This is a genomic window from Longimicrobium sp. (assembly GCF_036399255.1).
Lineage (GTDB): Bacteria > Gemmatimonadota > Gemmatimonadetes > Longimicrobiales > Longimicrobiaceae > Longimicrobium.
Map to the genome: position 1 here is coordinate 55,062 of NZ_DASWNM010000081.1, position 18,034 is coordinate 73,095.

The 18,034-nt window shown below is 72.7% G+C and carries 14 protein-coding genes; 11 read left to right on the forward strand and 3 right to left on the reverse strand.

The genetic code is table 11. The features are described from left to right. Positions 1-69: 69 nt before the first annotated feature. From VGC13_RS14120 to VGC13_RS14130, 3 genes are all read right to left on the reverse strand, one after another. Positions 70-267 (reverse strand): hypothetical protein, encoded by a 198-nt coding sequence (locus tag VGC13_RS14120; RefSeq protein ID WP_331125902.1) that lies wholly within the window; start codon positions 265-267, stop codon positions 70-72. 211 nt (positions 268-478) lie between these two features. Next, complete coding sequence (locus VGC13_RS14125; protein ID WP_331125903.1) at positions 479-2,002, reverse strand: FAD-dependent oxidoreductase; 1,524 nt, start codon at positions 2,000-2,002, stop codon at positions 479-481. Positions 2,003-2,014: 12 nt separating this feature from the next. Then, on the reverse strand, positions 2,015-3,187 hold the full coding sequence (locus tag VGC13_RS14130) for a DUF4062 domain-containing protein (protein WP_331125904.1): 1,173 nt from the start codon (positions 3,185-3,187) through the stop codon (positions 2,015-2,017). A gap of 765 nt (positions 3,188-3,952) precedes the next feature. Between VGC13_RS14130 and VGC13_RS14135 the strand changes: the two genes are divergently transcribed. The 11 genes from VGC13_RS14135 to VGC13_RS14190 all read left to right on the forward strand — a co-directional run bounded on the left by VGC13_RS14135 (position 3,953) and on the right by VGC13_RS14190 (position 18,012). Beyond that, positions 3,953-4,627 carry a response regulator transcription factor gene (locus tag VGC13_RS14135; RefSeq protein WP_331125905.1) on the forward strand — a complete coding sequence of 225 codons (675 nt, stop codon included), beginning with the start codon at positions 3,953-3,955 and terminating at the stop codon, positions 4,625-4,627. Between the two features lie 85 nt (positions 4,628-4,712). After that, positions 4,713-5,078 (forward strand): hypothetical protein, encoded by a 366-nt coding sequence (locus tag VGC13_RS14140; protein ID WP_331125906.1) that lies wholly within the window; start codon positions 4,713-4,715, stop codon positions 5,076-5,078. Between the two features lie 483 nt (positions 5,079-5,561). Next, positions 5,562-6,569, forward strand: a complete 1,008-nt coding sequence (locus VGC13_RS14145; protein WP_331125907.1) for a hypothetical protein — start codon at positions 5,562-5,564, stop codon at positions 6,567-6,569. A gap of 39 nt (positions 6,570-6,608) precedes the next feature. After that, positions 6,609-8,306, forward strand: coding sequence for a phage tail sheath C-terminal domain-containing protein (locus tag VGC13_RS14150; RefSeq protein ID WP_331125908.1), 1,698 nt, complete (start codon positions 6,609-6,611; stop codon positions 8,304-8,306). A gap of 13 nt (positions 8,307-8,319) precedes the next feature. Next, positions 8,320-8,826, forward strand: coding sequence for a hypothetical protein (locus VGC13_RS14155; RefSeq protein ID WP_331125909.1), 507 nt, complete (start codon positions 8,320-8,322; stop codon positions 8,824-8,826). Between the two features lie 3 nt (positions 8,827-8,829). After that, on the forward strand, positions 8,830-9,297 hold the full coding sequence (locus VGC13_RS14160; protein WP_331125910.1) for a hypothetical protein: 468 nt from the start codon (positions 8,830-8,832) through the stop codon (positions 9,295-9,297). Continuing rightward, a complete protein-coding gene (locus VGC13_RS14165) occupies positions 9,294-11,420 on the forward strand; it encodes a hypothetical protein (RefSeq protein ID WP_331125911.1) in 2,127 nt (708 codons plus the stop codon). The genes VGC13_RS14160 and VGC13_RS14165 overlap by 4 nt, the downstream gene beginning before the upstream one ends. 7 nt (positions 11,421-11,427) lie before the next feature. Then, positions 11,428-11,973 carry a DNA circularization N-terminal domain-containing protein gene (locus VGC13_RS14170; protein ID WP_331125912.1) on the forward strand — a complete coding sequence of 182 codons (546 nt, stop codon included), beginning with the start codon at positions 11,428-11,430 and terminating at the stop codon, positions 11,971-11,973. Between the two features lie 76 nt (positions 11,974-12,049). Continuing rightward, entirely contained in the window at positions 12,050-12,466 is a 417-nt protein-coding gene (locus VGC13_RS14175; protein ID WP_331125913.1) for a hypothetical protein, read from the forward strand. Between the two features lie 15 nt (positions 12,467-12,481). Further along, positions 12,482-17,458: an OmpA family protein gene (locus VGC13_RS14185; protein ID WP_349264213.1), complete on the forward strand. Its 4,977-nt coding sequence runs from the start codon at positions 12,482-12,484 to the stop codon at positions 17,456-17,458. Positions 17,459-17,481: 23 nt separating this feature from the next. Then, positions 17,482-18,012 (forward strand): hypothetical protein, encoded by a 531-nt coding sequence (locus VGC13_RS14190; protein ID WP_331125914.1) that lies wholly within the window; start codon positions 17,482-17,484, stop codon positions 18,010-18,012. The last annotated feature ends 22 nt before the right edge of the window (positions 18,013-18,034 follow it).

The following is an 18,034-nucleotide window of genomic DNA, read 5'->3' on the forward strand; positions in this document are numbered from 1 at the left end:
TCTGCAAGCACGGGCGCGGGTGCATGAAAGTTCCGCGGTCCGTACCGCGTTTTCGAGCCCCGCTCGCCGTCAGCAGACCGGAACGTTCGAGCAGTGCATGGTCAGATCACAGGCCGTGTCCCCGAGGCTGCAGTTCCAGCAGGAAAACTCGATGGTGCAACCTGGGGTCGCCTCGTGCGCGGCTATGGTACCACGGTCGCCCGTGTCGCCGTTCGTGGAGAACGAGTCCACCGTCAACTGCTCGACATTCAGCCGAAGCTTCTTCATCGTGGGTTTCCGGCAGGGGTGAACAAGAGATTGGACGGCGGAATCCTGAAGCCAGTCCCGTGCCGTGTGCCTCGTACGAGACAGGTGAGCAGAGAGATGAGAGATGATTGAGCAGAACGCCAATTCCTTCGGTTCGGTGGATGAAAGAACCGGCGGAGGGCTTCGCGCTCTCCGCCGGTCTTCTTCATAGTTGTCGTCCATCGCGCAAGAGCTATGAACGCCTCATTCCGACGGTGCCGTGGCCCTCAAAGTACGGGAGCGAGTGATCGACGATTTTTTCGGGGACGCCCTGCCGCCGCGCGTAGTCGATCGCGTCTTCAACCCGCATCTGGACGTCGAAAAAGTGGAGATCACGCGCGATCTCGGCCACGTCCAGTGCCGTAGGGCCGAAACGCGTCCCCCGATCTTTTGCCAGTCCGTGCCCGCGTAGCTGGGCGCAGACGTGGTCCGCCGCCATCAGGGCTACGAGTTCCGCGTTGGTCCACTTGGGTGAGGTCCAGGCGGTGACCTGGCCATCGTCGCTCACGATGCTCCCCGCGGGGATCTCGCGGACGCGCCGGTCGCCACCCTGGTTGCTGGTGGGGGTCGACGCGTTGAAAACTGAGTCACAGACGGTCCGCTGGACCTCCGCGTATCCGCGGAGGAACGGGTAGAGCCGAAAGGCCTGCGCTACGGTGCCGCGCACGTTCGGATGGTCGGGGGGGAGGCCTTCCGCGATCATCTGGTCCCACTCGGGGGGCGGTGGCACCGGCCGGTCGGGGTCGTACGCGTGCGAGTACAGCTGGCTCCCCCCGGCGGAAGGATAGTAGGTGGCGGCGAACCCGTCCTCCGTGGACGTGGGCGGCACCACGCAGGCGAACATCGAGCCGTGGTCCTGCTGGAGCGTAAAGTTGATGCGCCGCGCCGCGCGCAGCCGCTCCTCGTCGCCTGACGCCGGCAGCCGCAGAAAGGTAATGCTGTTCAGGAAGTACGTACCCGCCTGGGGCGGGGTCACCGCGGCGCCCCGGAGCCCGGCTGAAAGCCGCGGGACGTGGTGTCCCGACGTAAGGAGCACGTGCCGAGCCCGGATCTCCCGCCCAGCCACGATCAGCCGGTACCGGCTGCCGTCCCGCTCGATGCCTTCTACGTCCGAGGCAAGGTGGCACGGGACCCCGGTCCGGCGCAGGGCCGCTTTCAGGAAGGCGTGATAATGCGGCATGTTGATGCCGAAGCTCGAGCCGGCATATCCCCCCGCCACATGCGGCACGTCAGTCAGTTCCCTCGCCTCCAGCCTTCGTCCAAACGAAGCCGGACCTCTGAGGAAGCGCCGCTCCGTCTCCTCCTCGGTCCAGCCGGTCGCTGCGCGCACCGTTTCGAACTGCCGGGTAAAATGGGCACGCATGTGCTCGGCGTTCTGGGCGAAGGCCTCCAGCGTCAGCCCGTTGTGGCCCACCGAGCCTTTCGCCACCAGGAACCGGATCGGGTGTGCCTGGTCGCACACGGGAGTCCGGAACGCCTCCAGCGGATAGATGAGGCCCTTGGTGAACGTGCCGTCGATGCAATGCTCCCCGGTGCGCCTGTGTCCCGGCTTGTAGTACTCAAAGCCGTCGCCGTGGTTGACGAAGCTGGCGCGGGGTGAGCCCTGCAGGATCTCCGGTGCCGACTCTACCAGCTCCACCCCGAAGCCCATTCGCGCCAGGAACAGCGCGGCGTTCACGCCCACGGCTCCGCCCCCCACCACCACGACCTCGCTCACCGGTCTTCTTCCTCAGGCATCGGCGCCGCCGATCTCATCACTTGGACACTCGTGTGAGCACCCCCAGATCAGCCGGAATCGGTCCCGGTAGATGCCGACCTCGCCGGGACTCATCACCAGCAGTCCGTCGTGCTTGGTGTGATCGGCCGACACGGTGGCGATTCTCCGGTCGCAGATCAGCAGGTTCACCACTTTGTCCACCGCCTTCTCGAGCTCCTTCCGCACCGCGCATCGGACGTCGGTTCCGGCCGCCTTCAACGCCCGCACGGTGCCGGCGATCTTCCTGAGGTCACGCTGGTTCTCGACCACGAACACGCGCCGGACAACGGCGCCGCGCCGCGCGGCCTCGATGTTCACGCGCACGTAGGGCGAGCCATCGTCAGTCAGGAGCCACTGGTCTTGCGGAAGGATGATGCTCACCGCGCGTACGTCCCTTGCGCCGGCGATCATGCGGATCGCCACCTCCAGGCGGGGCTCGCTGGGGAGCGAGAGTCGCTGGTAGTGGTGAACCTCCTTGAGCGCGCTCGCGTAGCCGCTCATGTAGTACTTGACCAGGTATTCTAGGATCTCGTTGTCGGCGGTACGAAAGCGTGTCTTTCGCGCGATCACGCCGTGCAGCTTCACGATGTCGCGAAGGTACCCCGGAACCCGGTCGTCCTGAATGTCGGTGGACGGAGTGTCCGCCGAATCCGCCCGGATCCACCCGATGGCCGGCGTGGTCCTGATTGCCTGCGGCAAGCTGAGGAGTACCGCTTTCTCCAGCTCCGCCGCGTCCTTCCAGTACTTGCAGTGATGCAGGGCCTCCACCTTCGAGCGGAACGCCAGCAGCTTGTCCCAGCGAGCTCCATCCGTCTCGGTCCGGCCACGGGGAAGCTCGTTGGGATCCCCGTGCAGAAAGGCGATAATCGGCTTTCCGTTGGCGCGGGCGTAGTCGTACTCCTTCTCCGTGTAGCTGATTCCGTTCTCGTCCAGCGAGCCGTATCGCCCTCCGATCACCAGCACGTAGTAATCGGAAGCTGCGATGACGCCTTCGATCACCTCCCAGGCCCGGGCGTCGGTCGCGGGGAACAGCTCCATCCCCGCCGCCATCTGGTAGAGTGCGCGAATCGACCGCAGCACCGCCTCGCGCTCGTCCCTGAGATCCGAGAAGGTGGAGCTGACGAAAATCTGGTAACGCTTTTCCATTCCGGATTCCACAGAAGTTTGCCGAACCGGAGTGCCCGGCCGCGTGAATCTGGGAAAGGCCATGGAATAACAGGGCGGGTGCACCGGAAACCCGGTCGGTACAGCCGACACGAAACGTCCCCGAAGGTACCCAGCCCAAGCTATGCCGGGCCAGCAGCCGGGGTCAAGGAGTGCGGCAAGGCAGGGGCGGGTCACGGGGCTGCACGCCACCCGGGTTCCATCTGGACGACGCCGACGAGCAGATCGTGTTCGCGTCATCGAGCGCGCCCTGGAGAACTCCATCCGCCAGATCAGCGTGAACGTGGGCGGTCAAGGGAGCATCATGTGCAGAAGGTGCGCGAGCCGCAGGACAGGAACTACGGCTACAACGCCCGCACCGCCGAGTACGAGGACCTGATTGCCGCCGGCGTTCACGGCTGAACGGATTTGGTGGATGAACGGAACCGGCGGAGGGCCTCAGGCTCTCCGCCGGTTCTTTTCGTTGTCGGGATTGATCCGCCCCTCGCCGCGGGTGGGGCACGCGTGGGTGCCGATGGGGCGCGCCTGCCGCGAATGGAAGCGGAGTGGACGATGCGCGCACCGATCGGCATCCTTCATAAGTGCAGCGTGGACAACGGATTGTGAACACAGGGCGGAAAATGTGTAGGAAGGTCTGCGTTTTGCGCACCGGAAGCGCCACCCGGAAGACCCCTCCGGGTCCATTCCTCCAGGTGCTCCGGGATTTTCTCCCCGGGCATCCCTGCCGACGGAGCGAAAGGCCAGTTCATGATCCACCTTCTGATCATCTCCGGCGTACGCTTTTACCGCGAAGGGCTTTCCGAGGCGCTGGCCGGCCGCGCGGGCGTCGCGGGGTGCAGCGCCGCGCTGGACGCCGCGCAGGCGCGCGCGCTGCTGGGCGCCGAGCCGCGCGTGGACGTGGTGCTGCTGGACGTGGCCGTTCCCGAGGCGCGCGAGCTGGTGGCGGTCGCGGCGCGCGCGGGCGCCCGGGTCGTCGTGATGGCCGTGGGCGTGGCGGACGACGCGCTGCTGGAGTGGGTGGAGCTGGGCGTGGCGGGCTACGTGGGATGCGACGGCTCGCTGGAGGAGCTGTGCGAGACGGTGGAGGCGGCCGCCCGGGGCGAGCTGCGCTGCTCGCCCACCATGACCGCCACGCTGCTGCGCCACCTTTCGGGGCTCGCGGGGATGGTGCGCACGGCGCGGTACGCGGGCGCGCCCGTGCGGCTGACGTCACGCGAGCTGGAGATCGCCCGGCTGATCGCGGGGGGGCTGAGCAACAAGGGGATCGCCCGCCAGCTGGGCATCGAGGTGGCCACGGCCAAGAACCACGTCCACAACATCCTTCGGAAGCTGCAGGTGGAGCACCGCGGCGAGGCCGCCGACTGGCTGCGCCTGCACGCCCCCGCGCCCGACGCCATGGACCGGCGGCTCACGACGGTGTAGATCTCCGCCCCCCTTTCCCGCGCCCCGCCCGGGGACGAACGTGCAGTCCTGTCCGTCCTTTCCCCGGTCCCTCCCCCCATCCCTCATGGCGGATCAGGCGCGGGTCGTTCTTGGAATGCTTCCGCCGCTGCTGGGCGGCATCGTGCGGCGGCTGCTGGCGGCGACGCCGGGCGTGGCCGTGGTGGGCGAGGCCGCCGACGCCGCGGGGCTGGCGCGCGCCATCCGCCTGCATCGCCCCACCGCCGTGGTGGTGCAGACGGAGGACGACGCGCTCCCCCCCGAGCTGTGCCGCCTGCTGTGCGAGCTGGCGGGGCTGGCCTTCATCGGCATCAGCCGCGACCACTCGCGCGCCACCATGTTCGTCCTGCGCCGCGACCGCATCCACGACCTGGGCCCGCGCGACCTGGTTTCCGCCGTCCTGGCCTCCGCCGGCGACGGCCGCGCGCCGTGAGACGATTCTTTCGCTGGAGCTGTTCTGGTCCTGATACCGGATCCTGAAAAAGAATTATCGTACAGAGGAACAGAGTCAGACAGAGAAAGCGAACCGGGATATCATCTTGGTTCCTCTGTCTGACTCTGTCCCTCTGTACCCATGAAGGTGCTGTTTTCCGGATTCGGCAAATCGCCTCCGGCCGTCCGTCGGTCCTTGCTCGTGGGGCTTTGCTGGTGATGGATGCGGCGGGATCCATCCGCCGCTGGGGGGAAGGTGTGGGCCGCGGGTCCAGACGAAGGTTCAGACTGGCGGCGGAGGAGGTTCATGCGGGGTGGACCGGGCGTGGGCACCCGGGTCCATTTCGGCCACGGCGCCGCACCGCCAACGTACCGGGCAGGAGAACCACCGCGCCCCGATCCCCCGCCGCCCCCGCCCCGACATGGCCGCATCCATCGACGAGCCGCACGCGCCGCGCGGCATTCGCACCGCCGGGGCCGGGGCGTGACCACGCTGGCCACGGACCGCTTCAACGCGGCGGTCACGGCCATGATCGGCCACCTGAACCACTTTCTTCCCCCGGACGGCATGCCGCCGCGCCCCGCGAGCCTGACCGTGCTGGAGGCCGCCGAGCGGCCGGTGGGGGTGGGGAACGTCCAGGGAAACGTGGAGCGGGGGCCGCTGGCGGTGCTGGGGGTGCGCGGCGGACGGGTGCAGGCCCGGGTGCGCTACGACCTGCGGGCCGGCACGCCCCACGAGGCCGCCATCGCCGTGCAGCAGCTGCAGCAGCGGGTGCGCGCGGCGCGGCTGGACCCGCTGCTTCCCTGGATGCGCGACTTCCTGGTGCTGGAGCCGGACGGAAGCGACCCGGCGGGGCTCATCGGGGCCGGCGAGTGGCGGCAGAGCGTGGAGTACCGGGCGCTCTTCGAGTACCGCTACGAGGACCCCGAAGAGGCGGGCTCGCTGATCGTCCGCATTCCGCTGGAGCTGCGCGGCGAGCACCACGAGGACGACGCGGTGACCCGCGACCTGACCCGCTGGGACCGCGAGAGCGCGGCGCCGCTGGTGCTGCGGGGGCCGCGGACGGTGGGGCGGATCACCCTGCTGTCGTTTACGGGGGGCGGCGTGCCGCCGGGGCAGGTCTCCATCCGCCGCACCTTCGACGGCGCGCCGCCGGGCGTCCTCCGTGGCTCCATGGCGACGTTCGCGGCGTCGGTGCTGGGCCCCGCCGGGGGGCGCAACGTGCGGCTGGCGATGGCGAACCTGCAGTCGCTGCTGAACGCCTTTGCCGTGGCGGGCCCGGACGTGACGCTGGCCCGCCTGGGCGACGGGCCCGACCCTCCGCCGCGGGGCGTGCCCGCGGCGTTTACCCCCTTCGCGCTGGACGCGCTGCGCGGCGTGCGGCTGCAGACCCGGGCCGACCGGCTGGAGATCCGCTACGCCGCGGCGAAGTTCCCCGGGGGCTCCAGCGCGGTGGTGTACCTGGGGACGGCACGCGGCCCCCTTCCGTAGGCACCTGGCGAGACTTCCCACAACCCGGAGACGGTGGACATGAGCGAGATGATACTCCCCGGCGTCTACATCGAGGAGCGCCCCGAAGGGCTGATCTCCGCCGGCCAGATCACGGTCGGCAACGTCGGGATGGTGGGGACCGCGCGGAAGGGAAAGCCCAACACCGTGGTCCAGCTGGGAAGCTACGCCGACGCGGTGGCCGCGTTCGGCACCTACGACGCCTACGACCCGTTCTCCGGTACCCCTGCGCTCAGCCTGGTGCGCGGGCTGGAGCTGGCCTTCAACAACGGTGCGTCGCGCGTGTACGCCGTGCGCGTGGCCGGGAACACCGCCGCCACGGCGGCGCGGGTGCTCAAGGCCGACGACAACACCGACGCGCTTACCCTGGCCGCCCCTTCGGCCGGGTCGTGGGGCAACGACATCGAGGTGAACGTGTGGGACGCCTCCACGGCCGCCGTGGTCCACAACGAAAGCCACCCCGGCACCGGCGGCGCCGTGCAGCTCAACCGCACCGTCGTCGCCAACGACCCGCGCACCCGCATCCGCGTGCTGAAGGGAGGCGTGCTCACGGCGCTCAGCGTGAAGTACGACCCCGACGCGGCGGTGGCGGGCTCGGCGGTGATCGACACCAGCGGCGGATCCGTCACCTTTTTCGCCGGCGAGGCGCCCACCGCCGCCGACACGGTGACCGTGACCTACGTGGTGCCGGCCGCCAGCGCGCGGCGCGTCACGCTGCGCAACGGGCCGGTGACGGAAACGTTCACGGTCGCCGACCTGGCGCACCTGGAGTCGCAGCTGGAGAACCCCGACACCCCCTCGCGGCTGGCCACGGCGACGGTGGTGGCGGGGCAGGGCGCCAAGCTGCCCAAAAAGTCGGGCGCCGAGGACGAGTTCAAGAAGTTCGGCGCGGACGGGAACACCGCCGGCACCGACGACCCCGCCGCCTCGCCCGCCGACTACAAGGAGGGGCTGGACAGGCTGGCGAACGAGAACGTGCACATCGTGGTGGCCGCGGGGCAGAGCGCGGACGTGATCGCCGACGTGCTGCTGTCCCACGTGCAGAACGCCTCGACCGACCTGAACCGCCGCGAGCGCATCGCCGTGGTGGGGAGCAAGGCGGTCAACAGCGTGCAGGCGGTGCCCGCGCCCCCCGTGACCAGCGGGCGCGTCATCTACGTGGCGCCGGGCGTTCGCGCCAACGACGCCGTGGCCAAGAAGGCGGTGGAGCTTCCCGGCTCGTACGCCGCCGCGGCGGTCGCCGGGATGCTGAGCGCGCGGGCGCCGCACGTGAGCCTGACCAACAAGCAGATGGCTGGGGTTTCGGGCGTGGTCCCCAAACCCTCGCCCAGCGACCTCTCGGCCCTGGTGGAGAACCGGGTGCTGGCGCTGGAGGAGCGCAACGGAATTCGCCTGGTGAAGGGAATCACCACGGACGACCCGGGCGGGCCGTTCCGCCAGATCACCACCCGGCGCATCGTGGACTACGCCCGCTTCGGAGTGCGCAGCGCCGCGCAGCCCTTCATCGGCCTGCTGAACAACGACCGTGTGCGCAAGGCGATGAAGGGGGCCATCAGCGGTTTTCTGGCCGGGATGGTGGACGACGAGATGCTGGTGGCGTACGAGCTGGACGTCACCGCCACGCGAGACGAGGAGATCCGCGGGATCGCGCGCGTGACGATGACGGTGAAGCCCACCTTCAGCATCGACTACATCAAGGTCACCATGTTCCTCGGCTAAGGAGAACCGCAAGATGCCCAACACCAACGTTTTCCGCGGCACGGACGCCACCCTCACGCTGGCGGTGGAGGCCACCCCCGAGGGGCAGGCGGCGGAGGAGATCATCAACTTCTTCCAGCTTTCGCCCGTGGGCCGGGCCAGCAACGTGGAGGTCTTCGTGCGCACGGACCTGGAAACCTTTCACGAGATCGGGCGGCGGCACCCGGTGTCGCTGCGCCCCGGCAACATCTACGTCAGCGGCAAGGTGGACCGCGCCTACATCAACGGCGCCCTTCTTCGCCTGCTGCTGGGCAAGGGCGCGCTGCCGGCCCGCGAGGCCGAGCCGTACGCGCAGCCCTCGTTCAACCTGATGCTGGACGTAAAGGACCCCGCCGTCCCCGGCACCAGCAGCACCCTTACCGTGCACGGGGTAAAGTTCGAGAACTGGGCGTACTCGCTTCCCGAAGCCGACTTCGTGATGGAGTCGGTGACGTTCAAGGGGCTGTTCATCACCGTGGACGACGTGGAAGGGGGCGCCTGATCCATGGCCCTGACCGCCGAGGAGCTGCTGGCGGGCGGCCAGCTTACGCACGAGCTGGAGCTTCCGGCGGCGCTGCTGCCGCCGGACGCCGCCCGCGCCGATTCGCGGGTGGTGCTGCGCCCGCTGACCGTGCGCGACCTGCAGCGCATCGGCCGCGCCGCCCGCGACGACGACGGGCTGTCGGCCGCGCTGATGATCAGCCAGGCGCTGGTGGAGCCGGCGCTGCGCGCGGACGAGGTGGCGCAGCTGCCGGCGGGGCTGGCGCGGTTCCTGGTGGAGCGGATCGACGAGCTCTCGGGGATCGACACGCCGCGCGACGCGCTGGAGGAGCTGGTGCAGGCGCCGCTGGCCCGCGCCTGCTTCGTGCTGGCGCGCGAGTTCGGGTGGACGCCCGAGGACGTGAGCGGGATGACCATCGGGCAGATCCTGCTGTACCTGCAGATGGTGCACGACGGGGCGGAGGCGGCGTGAGGCGGCGCACCCTTCGCCTGCTGGACGCGGGGCGCGCCCCCGCGGCGTGGATGCGCGGCTCCGAGCGCGCCGGCGCCCGGCTGCACGCCCTGGCGCGCGGCACCGCCTGGGCGCCCGCGCTGGCCGCCGTGCGTCCCGCCCTGCGCGAGGGCCCGCTCCTGGGCGGCGCCCTGGACGCCCTTTCCTCCGCCGACTCCGGCTCCGCCCCTTCGTCCCCCGCGGACGCGCCCGCCGCCCCGCCGGCGCCCTCGCGGCGCGGCGAATCTCCCCCCTCGCCCCGCCGCCGCGCCGGGAAGAGCGACGCGCCGTCCGCGGAGGGTGCGGACGACGCAGCGCCGCGCGCCCGCACCCCGCGGGAACGCCGCGCCGCCGCTGCGCTCGCGGCGCCGCCGCACCGGCCCCGCCCGTCCGCCCTGCCGCGCCGCGCGGACGAGGGCACGCTGCGGCGCTGGTCCGGCCCCGCGGGCCCGGCGGCCGGCGTCTCCACCGGCGGCGCGATGGAGTGGGACGAGATCGTCCGCCGCGCCGCGCGCGCCGCGCGGACGTCGTCGCCCCACGCGCTGCCGTCGCTCGCCCTGGCGGACCGGCTGGCGGGGTGGCGGAACGGCGCCGGATCGCCCGCGCTTCCGTCCATCGACCGCGTGCGGGCGGATGCGGCGGGTCCCGCGCCGGGCGGCGAGGCGCGCGGGGGGCGGTGGATCGGCACGGTGGCGCGGCGGGCGATCCGGCGCTTTCTGCGCGGCGCCGCAACGGCGGGTGGAACGGGGGAGGCGGGGCGGATGGATTTCGACGCGCCGGATCGCCCGCGGCGGGCGGATGCGGTGGAGGGCGGCGATGCGGGGGATGCGCGGCACCGGGCGGGGTGGAGGGATTCGGCCGATCCACGTCGTCCGCCCCTGGCGGGGGACGCGGGGGGGATCGAATCCGCCGGCCGGCGGTCCGGTGGACCGGGACCGGATGATCCACGCCGTCCGCTCCGGGCGGATGCTCCGGGCGCGATGGAGCCGGCCGGGGCGCGCCGGATGGGGGTGGATCCCCGTGATCCGCACCGTCCGTGGGGGGCGGAGGTGGAGGAGGGCGGGCCCTCCGGCGCGCCGCGGCTGGCGCGGGAGTGGGATGCGCCGCTGGACGGCCCCGCCGCGCCGGCGGACGTGCTCGCGCGGCTGGCCAGCGGCCGGCCGCGCGCCCCGGCGCGGGGGACCGCGGCCGAGTCCGCCCGCCGCGCGCCCGCGAACGCCGCCACGTCGCTCCTGCGCCAGGCGCGGCGCCGTGCGGCCGGGGGCGACGGCGGACCGGTGGACGGGGATGCGGATGCGGCGCCTTTTGCCGCGCCGGGCGGGCGGCCGCGCGGGCACCGGGCAGTCCACGTCCCGTCGCTCGTCCGCGCGCTGGCGGACCGCGCGGCGTCCTCCGCTGGCGATCCACGCCCGGTCCGCGTGGTGGCGACGGCGGAGGGGGTGCTGCGGCCTTCCACCCATCCGCTGCTCGCGTCCGCCGGCGCCGCGCGGAACCGGATCGGCGGCGCGGACGCATCCTCATTCCCCGAAGACGGGCGGGACCGCTGGGTGGGATGGCCGGCGGTGCTTCCCTGGCCGGGCGGCCCGCGCACCGCCGCCGCCGGCGCGACGGACGGGCGGCCGGCCGCGGCGAGGGCGTCCGCATCCGCCGGAACCGCGCGTCCGCGCCCCTCCGCCGGTGCGTCCGGCGGCGAGCGGGGGCCGGCCGCATCCCCGTCCGCCTCGCCCGCCGCCGAAGGGGGCACGCCGCGCGGCCCCATCCCCACGGCGGGCGGGCTGTACCGTCCCGCCGGCCCGCTTCCGCCCCCCCTGACCCCCGGCCCGTTCCCCCCGCGCACCGCCGTGCTGGGCGAGGCCGCGCCGGACCCGGCCGCCGCGGAGGCCGCGCGCGCGCCCGCGCCGCTGGCCGCGGGCCAGGACGCCGCGGCATTGTCGCAGGGGTGGGGGGCGCAGGGGTGGGGCGCGCCGGCGGGCGGGCCCCACGCCGCCGGGCACCCGTTCGCGCGGGACGCCGAGCGCGCCGCCGAAGAGCTGGACGACGCGCTGGCCAGGCGCCTCAAGCGCATCCTGGACGACGAGGCGCGGCGCTACGGCATCGACGTGTAGAGGACGCATGCGGCCCATGCTGGACGACCTGGAGCTTCCGCAGGTGCAGGAGGCGGCGATCGGCGAGCAGCGCGCGCTGGCCGAGCACCACGCCGCCGGGGCCGACGGAAGCGTGCTGCAGGACCTGGGGCGCCACGCCGCCCGCGTGCGCCTGTGGGGCGTGGCGGCCGGGCCCGACGCGGCGGAGTTCGTGGAGAAGCTGGCCGCGAAGTTCCGCGCCGGCGGCCCCGTGCCGTTCATCGCCGACATCACCCGCGGCGCGGCGATAGAGCGCATGTCCATCGCCGACCTGCGGGTGCGCGAGTCGGCGGGCCGGCCCCAGCGCTGGGTGTACGCCCTGGCCCTGGACGAGTACCTGGAGCCGCCCCCCGCCGCCCCCGGCCCCGCCGTGGACGCCGGGGTGCTGGACGAGGCCGCGGGGCTGATGGACGGCCTGGCCGGCGCGCTGGAGCTGGCGCCGCTCTTCGTCTCGGGGCTGGAGCCGTTCGTGGAGCAGATGCAGGGACTGCTCGCCCGCCTGCGCGCGTTCCGGCAGGCCGCGGGCTCCGGCTGAGGGGGCGCCGGACCCCGATCCACCGACCCGCACCCCGGCCGCGGCGCCCCCGCCGCCCACCCGCAGGAGGCCCATCATGGCGGACACCAACCTGTACCAGGACCTCAAGACGGCGCTGGAGCAGTTCAAGACCTTCCTGGACGCCAACTTCACCACCATCAAGCCCGCCATCGCGGCGCTCAGGACCGCGGTGCCGCAGATCACCCAGCTGCTGGACAAGCTGATCGCGCTGATGGGGCAGCTGAAGACGGAGATCGAGAACCTGAACGTGGGCGCCATCCCCGGGCTGGCGCAGGTGGCCCAGTTCACCGACGGCGTAAAGGCGCTGCTGACCACCGCCGAGAACCTGCTCCCGGCGCAGAAGCCGGCCATCGACCAGGTGCTGGCCGTGGTGAACGTGGTGTCGGGCCTGCCCACGCTGGACACGGTAAAGGCCGACATCCTGGCGCTGCTGCAGCACATCACCACCAAGCTGACCGAGCTCAAGTCGTAAACCCGCGACCCCCGCATGGCCTCGAAGACGCTGCTGGACCGCCTGGAGCTGCCGCTGGCGCAGTGCATCGACGTGGAGGACCGCCGCGCGCTGGTCCGCCACGCCGTGCACGGGCTGGACGGTGACGTGCTGCAGCAGATGGGGCGGCGGGCGGCGCGCGTGGCCATCACCGGCGTGGTGGCGGGACCCGACGCGCGCGGGGGGCTGGAGGCGCTGCGCGAAAAGTCGCGGAGCGCGCAGCCGGTGGACTTCGTGGCCGACGTGGCCACGGCGACGGGCGTCACCCGCGTGGTGATCGAGCGGTGGGACGTGCGCGAGCTCTCGGGCCGCCCCGACCGCTGGCAGTACGCCTTCCTTCTCCGCGAGCACCTGGACCCGCCCGCGTCCACGAAGACGGACGGCCCGCGGACGGTCGTCCCGGGGAGCACCGGTACGCCCGCGAGCTCGACCGGCACGGGGACGCTGGTGGTGGAGGTGGCGGTGGAGGGGGAGCCGGACTTCGACCCGTCGCGCGTCACGGTCACGGCCGCGACCACGGGCCCCGGCGGCGCCGCCACCCGCGAGCTGACGGACCGCGCCGGCGGCACCTGGACGGACGCCGCCGCCCCGGCGGGCCCGCACACGGTGACCGCCACCGTGGCCGACCCGCCCATGGCCGGCTCGGCGCAGGGGACCGTGCGGGCGGGGCAGACCACGCCGCTGCGCATCGTCCTGGCGCCCACCGGCGCGGTGGCGCGGATGTTCATGGTGAGCTTTCGCTTCGACAGCGCCTTCGTGGAGCCGTGCATGCGCGCCCAGCTGCGGCGCGCGGCGGCGTTCGCGCGGGCGCGGCCGTCGCAGAAGGTGGTGGTGGTGGGCCACACCGACCGCACCGGGCCCGGCGCGTACAACCAGTCGCTCTCCGAGCGCCGGGCCCGCACCGTGTTCGCCGCGCTGCGCTTTGGCACCGGGCCGGCCGCCGCCGACGCCGCCGTGGCCGAGTGGACGGCCATCCGCCAGCGGCGCACCGTGGCGTCGCCCACGGAAAAGGAGACGGGCGGCTGGGGCGCGCGCGAGTACCAGCAGATGCTGCAGGAGCTGCGCTTCTACCCCGGCCGCATCGACGCCGTCCACGGGCCGCTGACGGACGAGGCGGTGCGCGCCTTCCGCTGCCAGCACGGGCTTCCCCCGGGGACCACGGTGGACGACGTGGTGTGGTCCGCCCTGATCCGCGCGTACCTGGCCGACGACCCGCCCACCCTTCCCGCGGCGCAGCGCCTTCCCAACTGCGAGGGCACGCTGCTGGAGTGGCTGGGGTGCGGCGAAGAAGACCCCGTCCTGAACACCCAGAGCGCCCACCGCCCCAACCGGCGGGTGGAGCTGCTGCTGACCACGGCGCCCCGCCTTCCCTGCGCGGTGCCGGCCCCCGACACCTGGGGGCTCCCCGCGCCCGGCCACGCGGCCGGCGAATGGTGCCTGGGCGGCCCCGGCGCCAGCCGCACCTGCTTCGCCACGCGCACGGCGCCCGCCGCCCCGCCGCGCTGGCTCATCCAGGACGCGGAGCCGGGAACGGTCGCGGTGCAGGGGCTGATCGAGCGCGAGGTGGAGGACGCGGCCACCGGCGTGGTCACCCGCGTGCCGGCGGCCCACCTGTCCATCGTCCTCATCACCCCCCGGGGCGAGTTCCTGGCGGGAGAAACGGGGAGCGGCGGCGGCACCCCGGCGCGGACCGACGCCGCCGGGCGCTTTTCCTTTCCCGGCAAGACGCCCGGCGTGTACGCGCTGGAGATCCAGGACTCGGTGCTGGCGCGCCCCGCGGCCGACGACGACGCGGCGGCGCGCGGCCCCACGGTCTGCGGCGCCATCCCGGCCACGGGCGGCGCGCTGGACGTGCGCATCCTGCGCGACCCCGTGCTGCGCGAGATCCGGCTGCGGGTGATCGTGCACCTGATGACCGCGCTGCACCCCGTCACCCGCGACGTCCGCACCTGCCCGGATCTGATCCAGGCGGACGTGAGCCATCGCCAGCGTCCGGTCCGGGACGAGGCGCAGGCGCGCGCGCTGGTGGCGGAGGTGAACCGGCGCATCTGGGGGCGCGCCCGCATCCGGATGGAGGTGCGCGCGGCCGTGGCGGAGGCGTTCGCCACCCCCGGCCGCGACGGATGCGCGGTGGATGACGCCGAGTTCCGGCGCATCCTGGTGGATTCGGCCGCTCCCAACGCGGTGAACCTGTACTTCTTCGGCACGCTGGCCGCGGCCACCGGCGAGGTGGCCGTGCACACCACCGAGACGGTGCAGAACGGCGCGGGCACCCCCGTCCGCACCGCCGAGGGGTGCGCGCTGGGCGACCGGGTGGTGCTGTCCCTGCTGGACGTCGCCGAGCCCACGCAGGCCGAGGCGGAGGTGATCGTGGCCCACGCGCTGGGCGAGCAGCTGGGGCTTCCGCACGTGGGCGGCACCGGTGCGCAGGCGCAGAACCGGCTGATGCGCTCGCCGCCCGCCGCCGCGAACGTGCGGCTGGTGCAGCAGGAGGTGCTGGCGGCCCGCGCCGCGCCCGGCGCCCGCGATTGCACCCCCCTCTCGCTGCGGGTGGCCGGGGCCACGGCGTTCGGCGGCGCGCGCGGACACCGCTTCGTGGCCGTCACCGGGGCGGGCGGGGCCGACGTTACGGTGGACGCGGTGCTTCCGCCGCACCTGCAGCCGCCGGGCGGAGGAACGCTGGCCTTTACGGGCGGCGCGGCGGGCGCCGGCCCGCTGCAGCGCACGGTGGCGCGCACCGCCGGGCCGCCCGTGGACGTGGTGGCGCGCTTTCGCCCCGCGGGCGGGGGGACGCCGCTGGTGGTGCACGTCTCCGTCTACGTGGTGGACTTCGACGTGGACGTGATCGGAGCCAAACGGCTGGCGCCCCTTCCCGCCACCGGCTTCTACGCCATCCGCAGCGCGACCACGCCGCTGGTGGCGCGCGCGGTCCTGGCGCCGGACCCCTTCCTGGCCCCCGCCGACCTGGCGAACTGGGGCGCCGGCACGGAGCTCCCCGACCCGCTGCGCCGGTCGGTGCCGCGCGCCACGGCGGGCAACGTTGCCGTTCCCGTCACGGTGGGGACGGTCACGCGGACGATCGTCATCCAGGTGGCCGAGGACTTTACCCTCGAGGTCACGGACGCGGTGCGGCTGGCGAACGGAAACTTCCTGTCCGTGGTGGACCCGCCCCGCACCCTGACGGTCCGCGCGCTGCTGGACCCCGCGCCCTCTCCCGTCCCTGCGGACCTGGTGGTGTGGGGAGGCACGCTGGCGACGGACCCCCTGGGCCCGCTGGAGCGCCTCCTCCAGCGCGACACGGCGCGGAGCGGCACCGTCACCGCCACCATCGGCGACGTGACGCACAGCGTGACCATCGAGCTGGTGGCGATGACGCTGCGGGTGGAGGGCGCGGTGCAGGCGGGCGGCCCCGCGGGGACGGAGTTCTTCGCGGAGATCCATCCCACGCTGAACGCCACGGCCCGGGTGGTGCTGACCCCGCCGCCCTCCGCCGCGCTGCCGGCGAACGGCGTGGCGTGGAGCCCGCCCGCCCTCGTCGGTCCCGACCCCCTGGTGCGCACGCTGCGCCGCAACGTGGTGGCCCGCATCCCGGTACGCGCCACCCTCGCGGGGACCACGCGCACGGTGAGCTTCACGGTGGTGCAGATCGAAGTCACCCGGGCGGCCGGCGTCGCGGCGCCCGCGGCCACCTCCGTCCAGGTGGGGCTGTGGGACAACGCGTTCGACGCCGCGCATGTGCTCACGCCCCGCAACGGCCTGGCCGAGAACGCCAATTTCGTGGGCTCCGATACGCGACGCTTCCACTTCCGCGTGCGCGATCCAAGCGTCACGGGCGCCGAGGTATCGATCGACTGGCGCACCCGGTTTCCGGGCGGGGGTGCCGACGATCCCCCGGCACCGGGGGCTTCGGCGCGCCTCTCCCTTCTCCATGTGACCGGCACCCCGGGCGTCTTCACCTCGCGCGCGGTGATGCTGGTGACCGACGACGTGGACAGGGCACAGGCGACCGACAGCGGCCTGGCACCTCCGCACCCGGAGGCGGGTGCGCGCGCGGTCGGCACCAGCAACCACCGTCTGCGCCGTATCACGGTCAACGACACCCATCCGCTGGACAGCGAGGTGTTCGCCGAGTACACGCCGCCCGGCGCGCCCGTGCCCGTGGCGACCGTGCGCATCCCCGTGTTCGAGCGCGGGCCCGAGGAACGGCGCCGGATCCGGGTGCACATGGTGAACGTCCGCACCTCGGTGGGAGGCACGGGTGTGCTGCTGGGCGCGCGCCGGGACGCCGCAAAGGCCGCCTTCTGGTCCATCTACGCACGGGCGGGCGTGTTCATGGAACTGGACGAGCTGGCGCTGGACCCCCCGGCGTCGTGCCTGGGGTGGGGGACCACGCGCTTTCCCGGCGACCCGATCGGGCAGGATCCCTCCGTCCAGGCGCCGACGGGGGATCTGTTCGGGAACGTCGTTCCCTCTTCCGAGATGCGTGACCTGATCGCCGCGGTAAAGCTGCTCCCCGGCTTCGACGCGAACGACCTGTACGTCATATACGTGGCGCGGATCCTGGACGTGCCGCCGCCCGCGCAGCCGCAGGTGCTCGCAACCCACCTTGCGGGCCAGGCCTTCGCCGACGACTACGCCACCGTGGCCTCGGGGGCGCGCGGGTTCGCCTTCGTGGCGGTACGCTCGGCCCTGACCCAGTTCACGGACGTGCACGAGGCTACCCACATCACCACCAACCTGTCCGGCTCCATCGCCGGCGGGCACTTCGACCTGGGGCCCGACCCGTCGCCGGGCCCCGGCCCCGTGGATGGCCGGAACGTGCTGCACCGCTTCCCGAAGGTGAACACGCAGGGGGTCGCCAACCCCAAGCGGCTGTGGAACACGCAGTTCATCAACACGGCCCGTACGCCCAACCTCACCATTCCGCCACAGATCGATGCCATACGGGCCCACCGTTTCAGCCGCCCGTATTGAGCGCGTGTGCACGAAGGAGGAGCATGATCGGACTTCCGGAGCCGCTGGGCGCCTATCTCACGGCGTATGACGTCCTCACCCGCGACGCCGTGCTGCGGGCGCACGCGGGCCTGCGCGACGAGCTGCAGCGCCCGGAGACGCGCAGCACGCTGCTGGCGTGGCTCGCCAGCGACGACGCCTGGTCGCCGGAGGGTGCCGGGGTGCTGCCGGCCGTCCTGGAGTTCCTGCGCCCTGCCGCGGTGCCGTCCGAAGCCGCGCGGGTCAGGCCGCTCCTGATGCACCCGGATCCACCCGTACGGCGGGGCGCGTTCGAGTTTCTTCTGACGCTCTGCTTTTCCGGCCGGAACCCCGAGGCGCTCTTGCTTCTGCTGGGCGGGATGCTGATGGACGAGGACGAGACGGTGCGGAGAACGGGGGCGGACTATGCTTCGCGGGCGCCCGCGGACGGCGAGCTGCGTGACTTCCTGAAACGCTGGCTTGTGCTGGCACCCGCCCGCGGGTGGACCGGGAGTGAGAGCTACGAGCTGGTGAAGCGCCTGCTGGGCGCTGCGTGAGGCGTACCTGCTTCTGACGAGC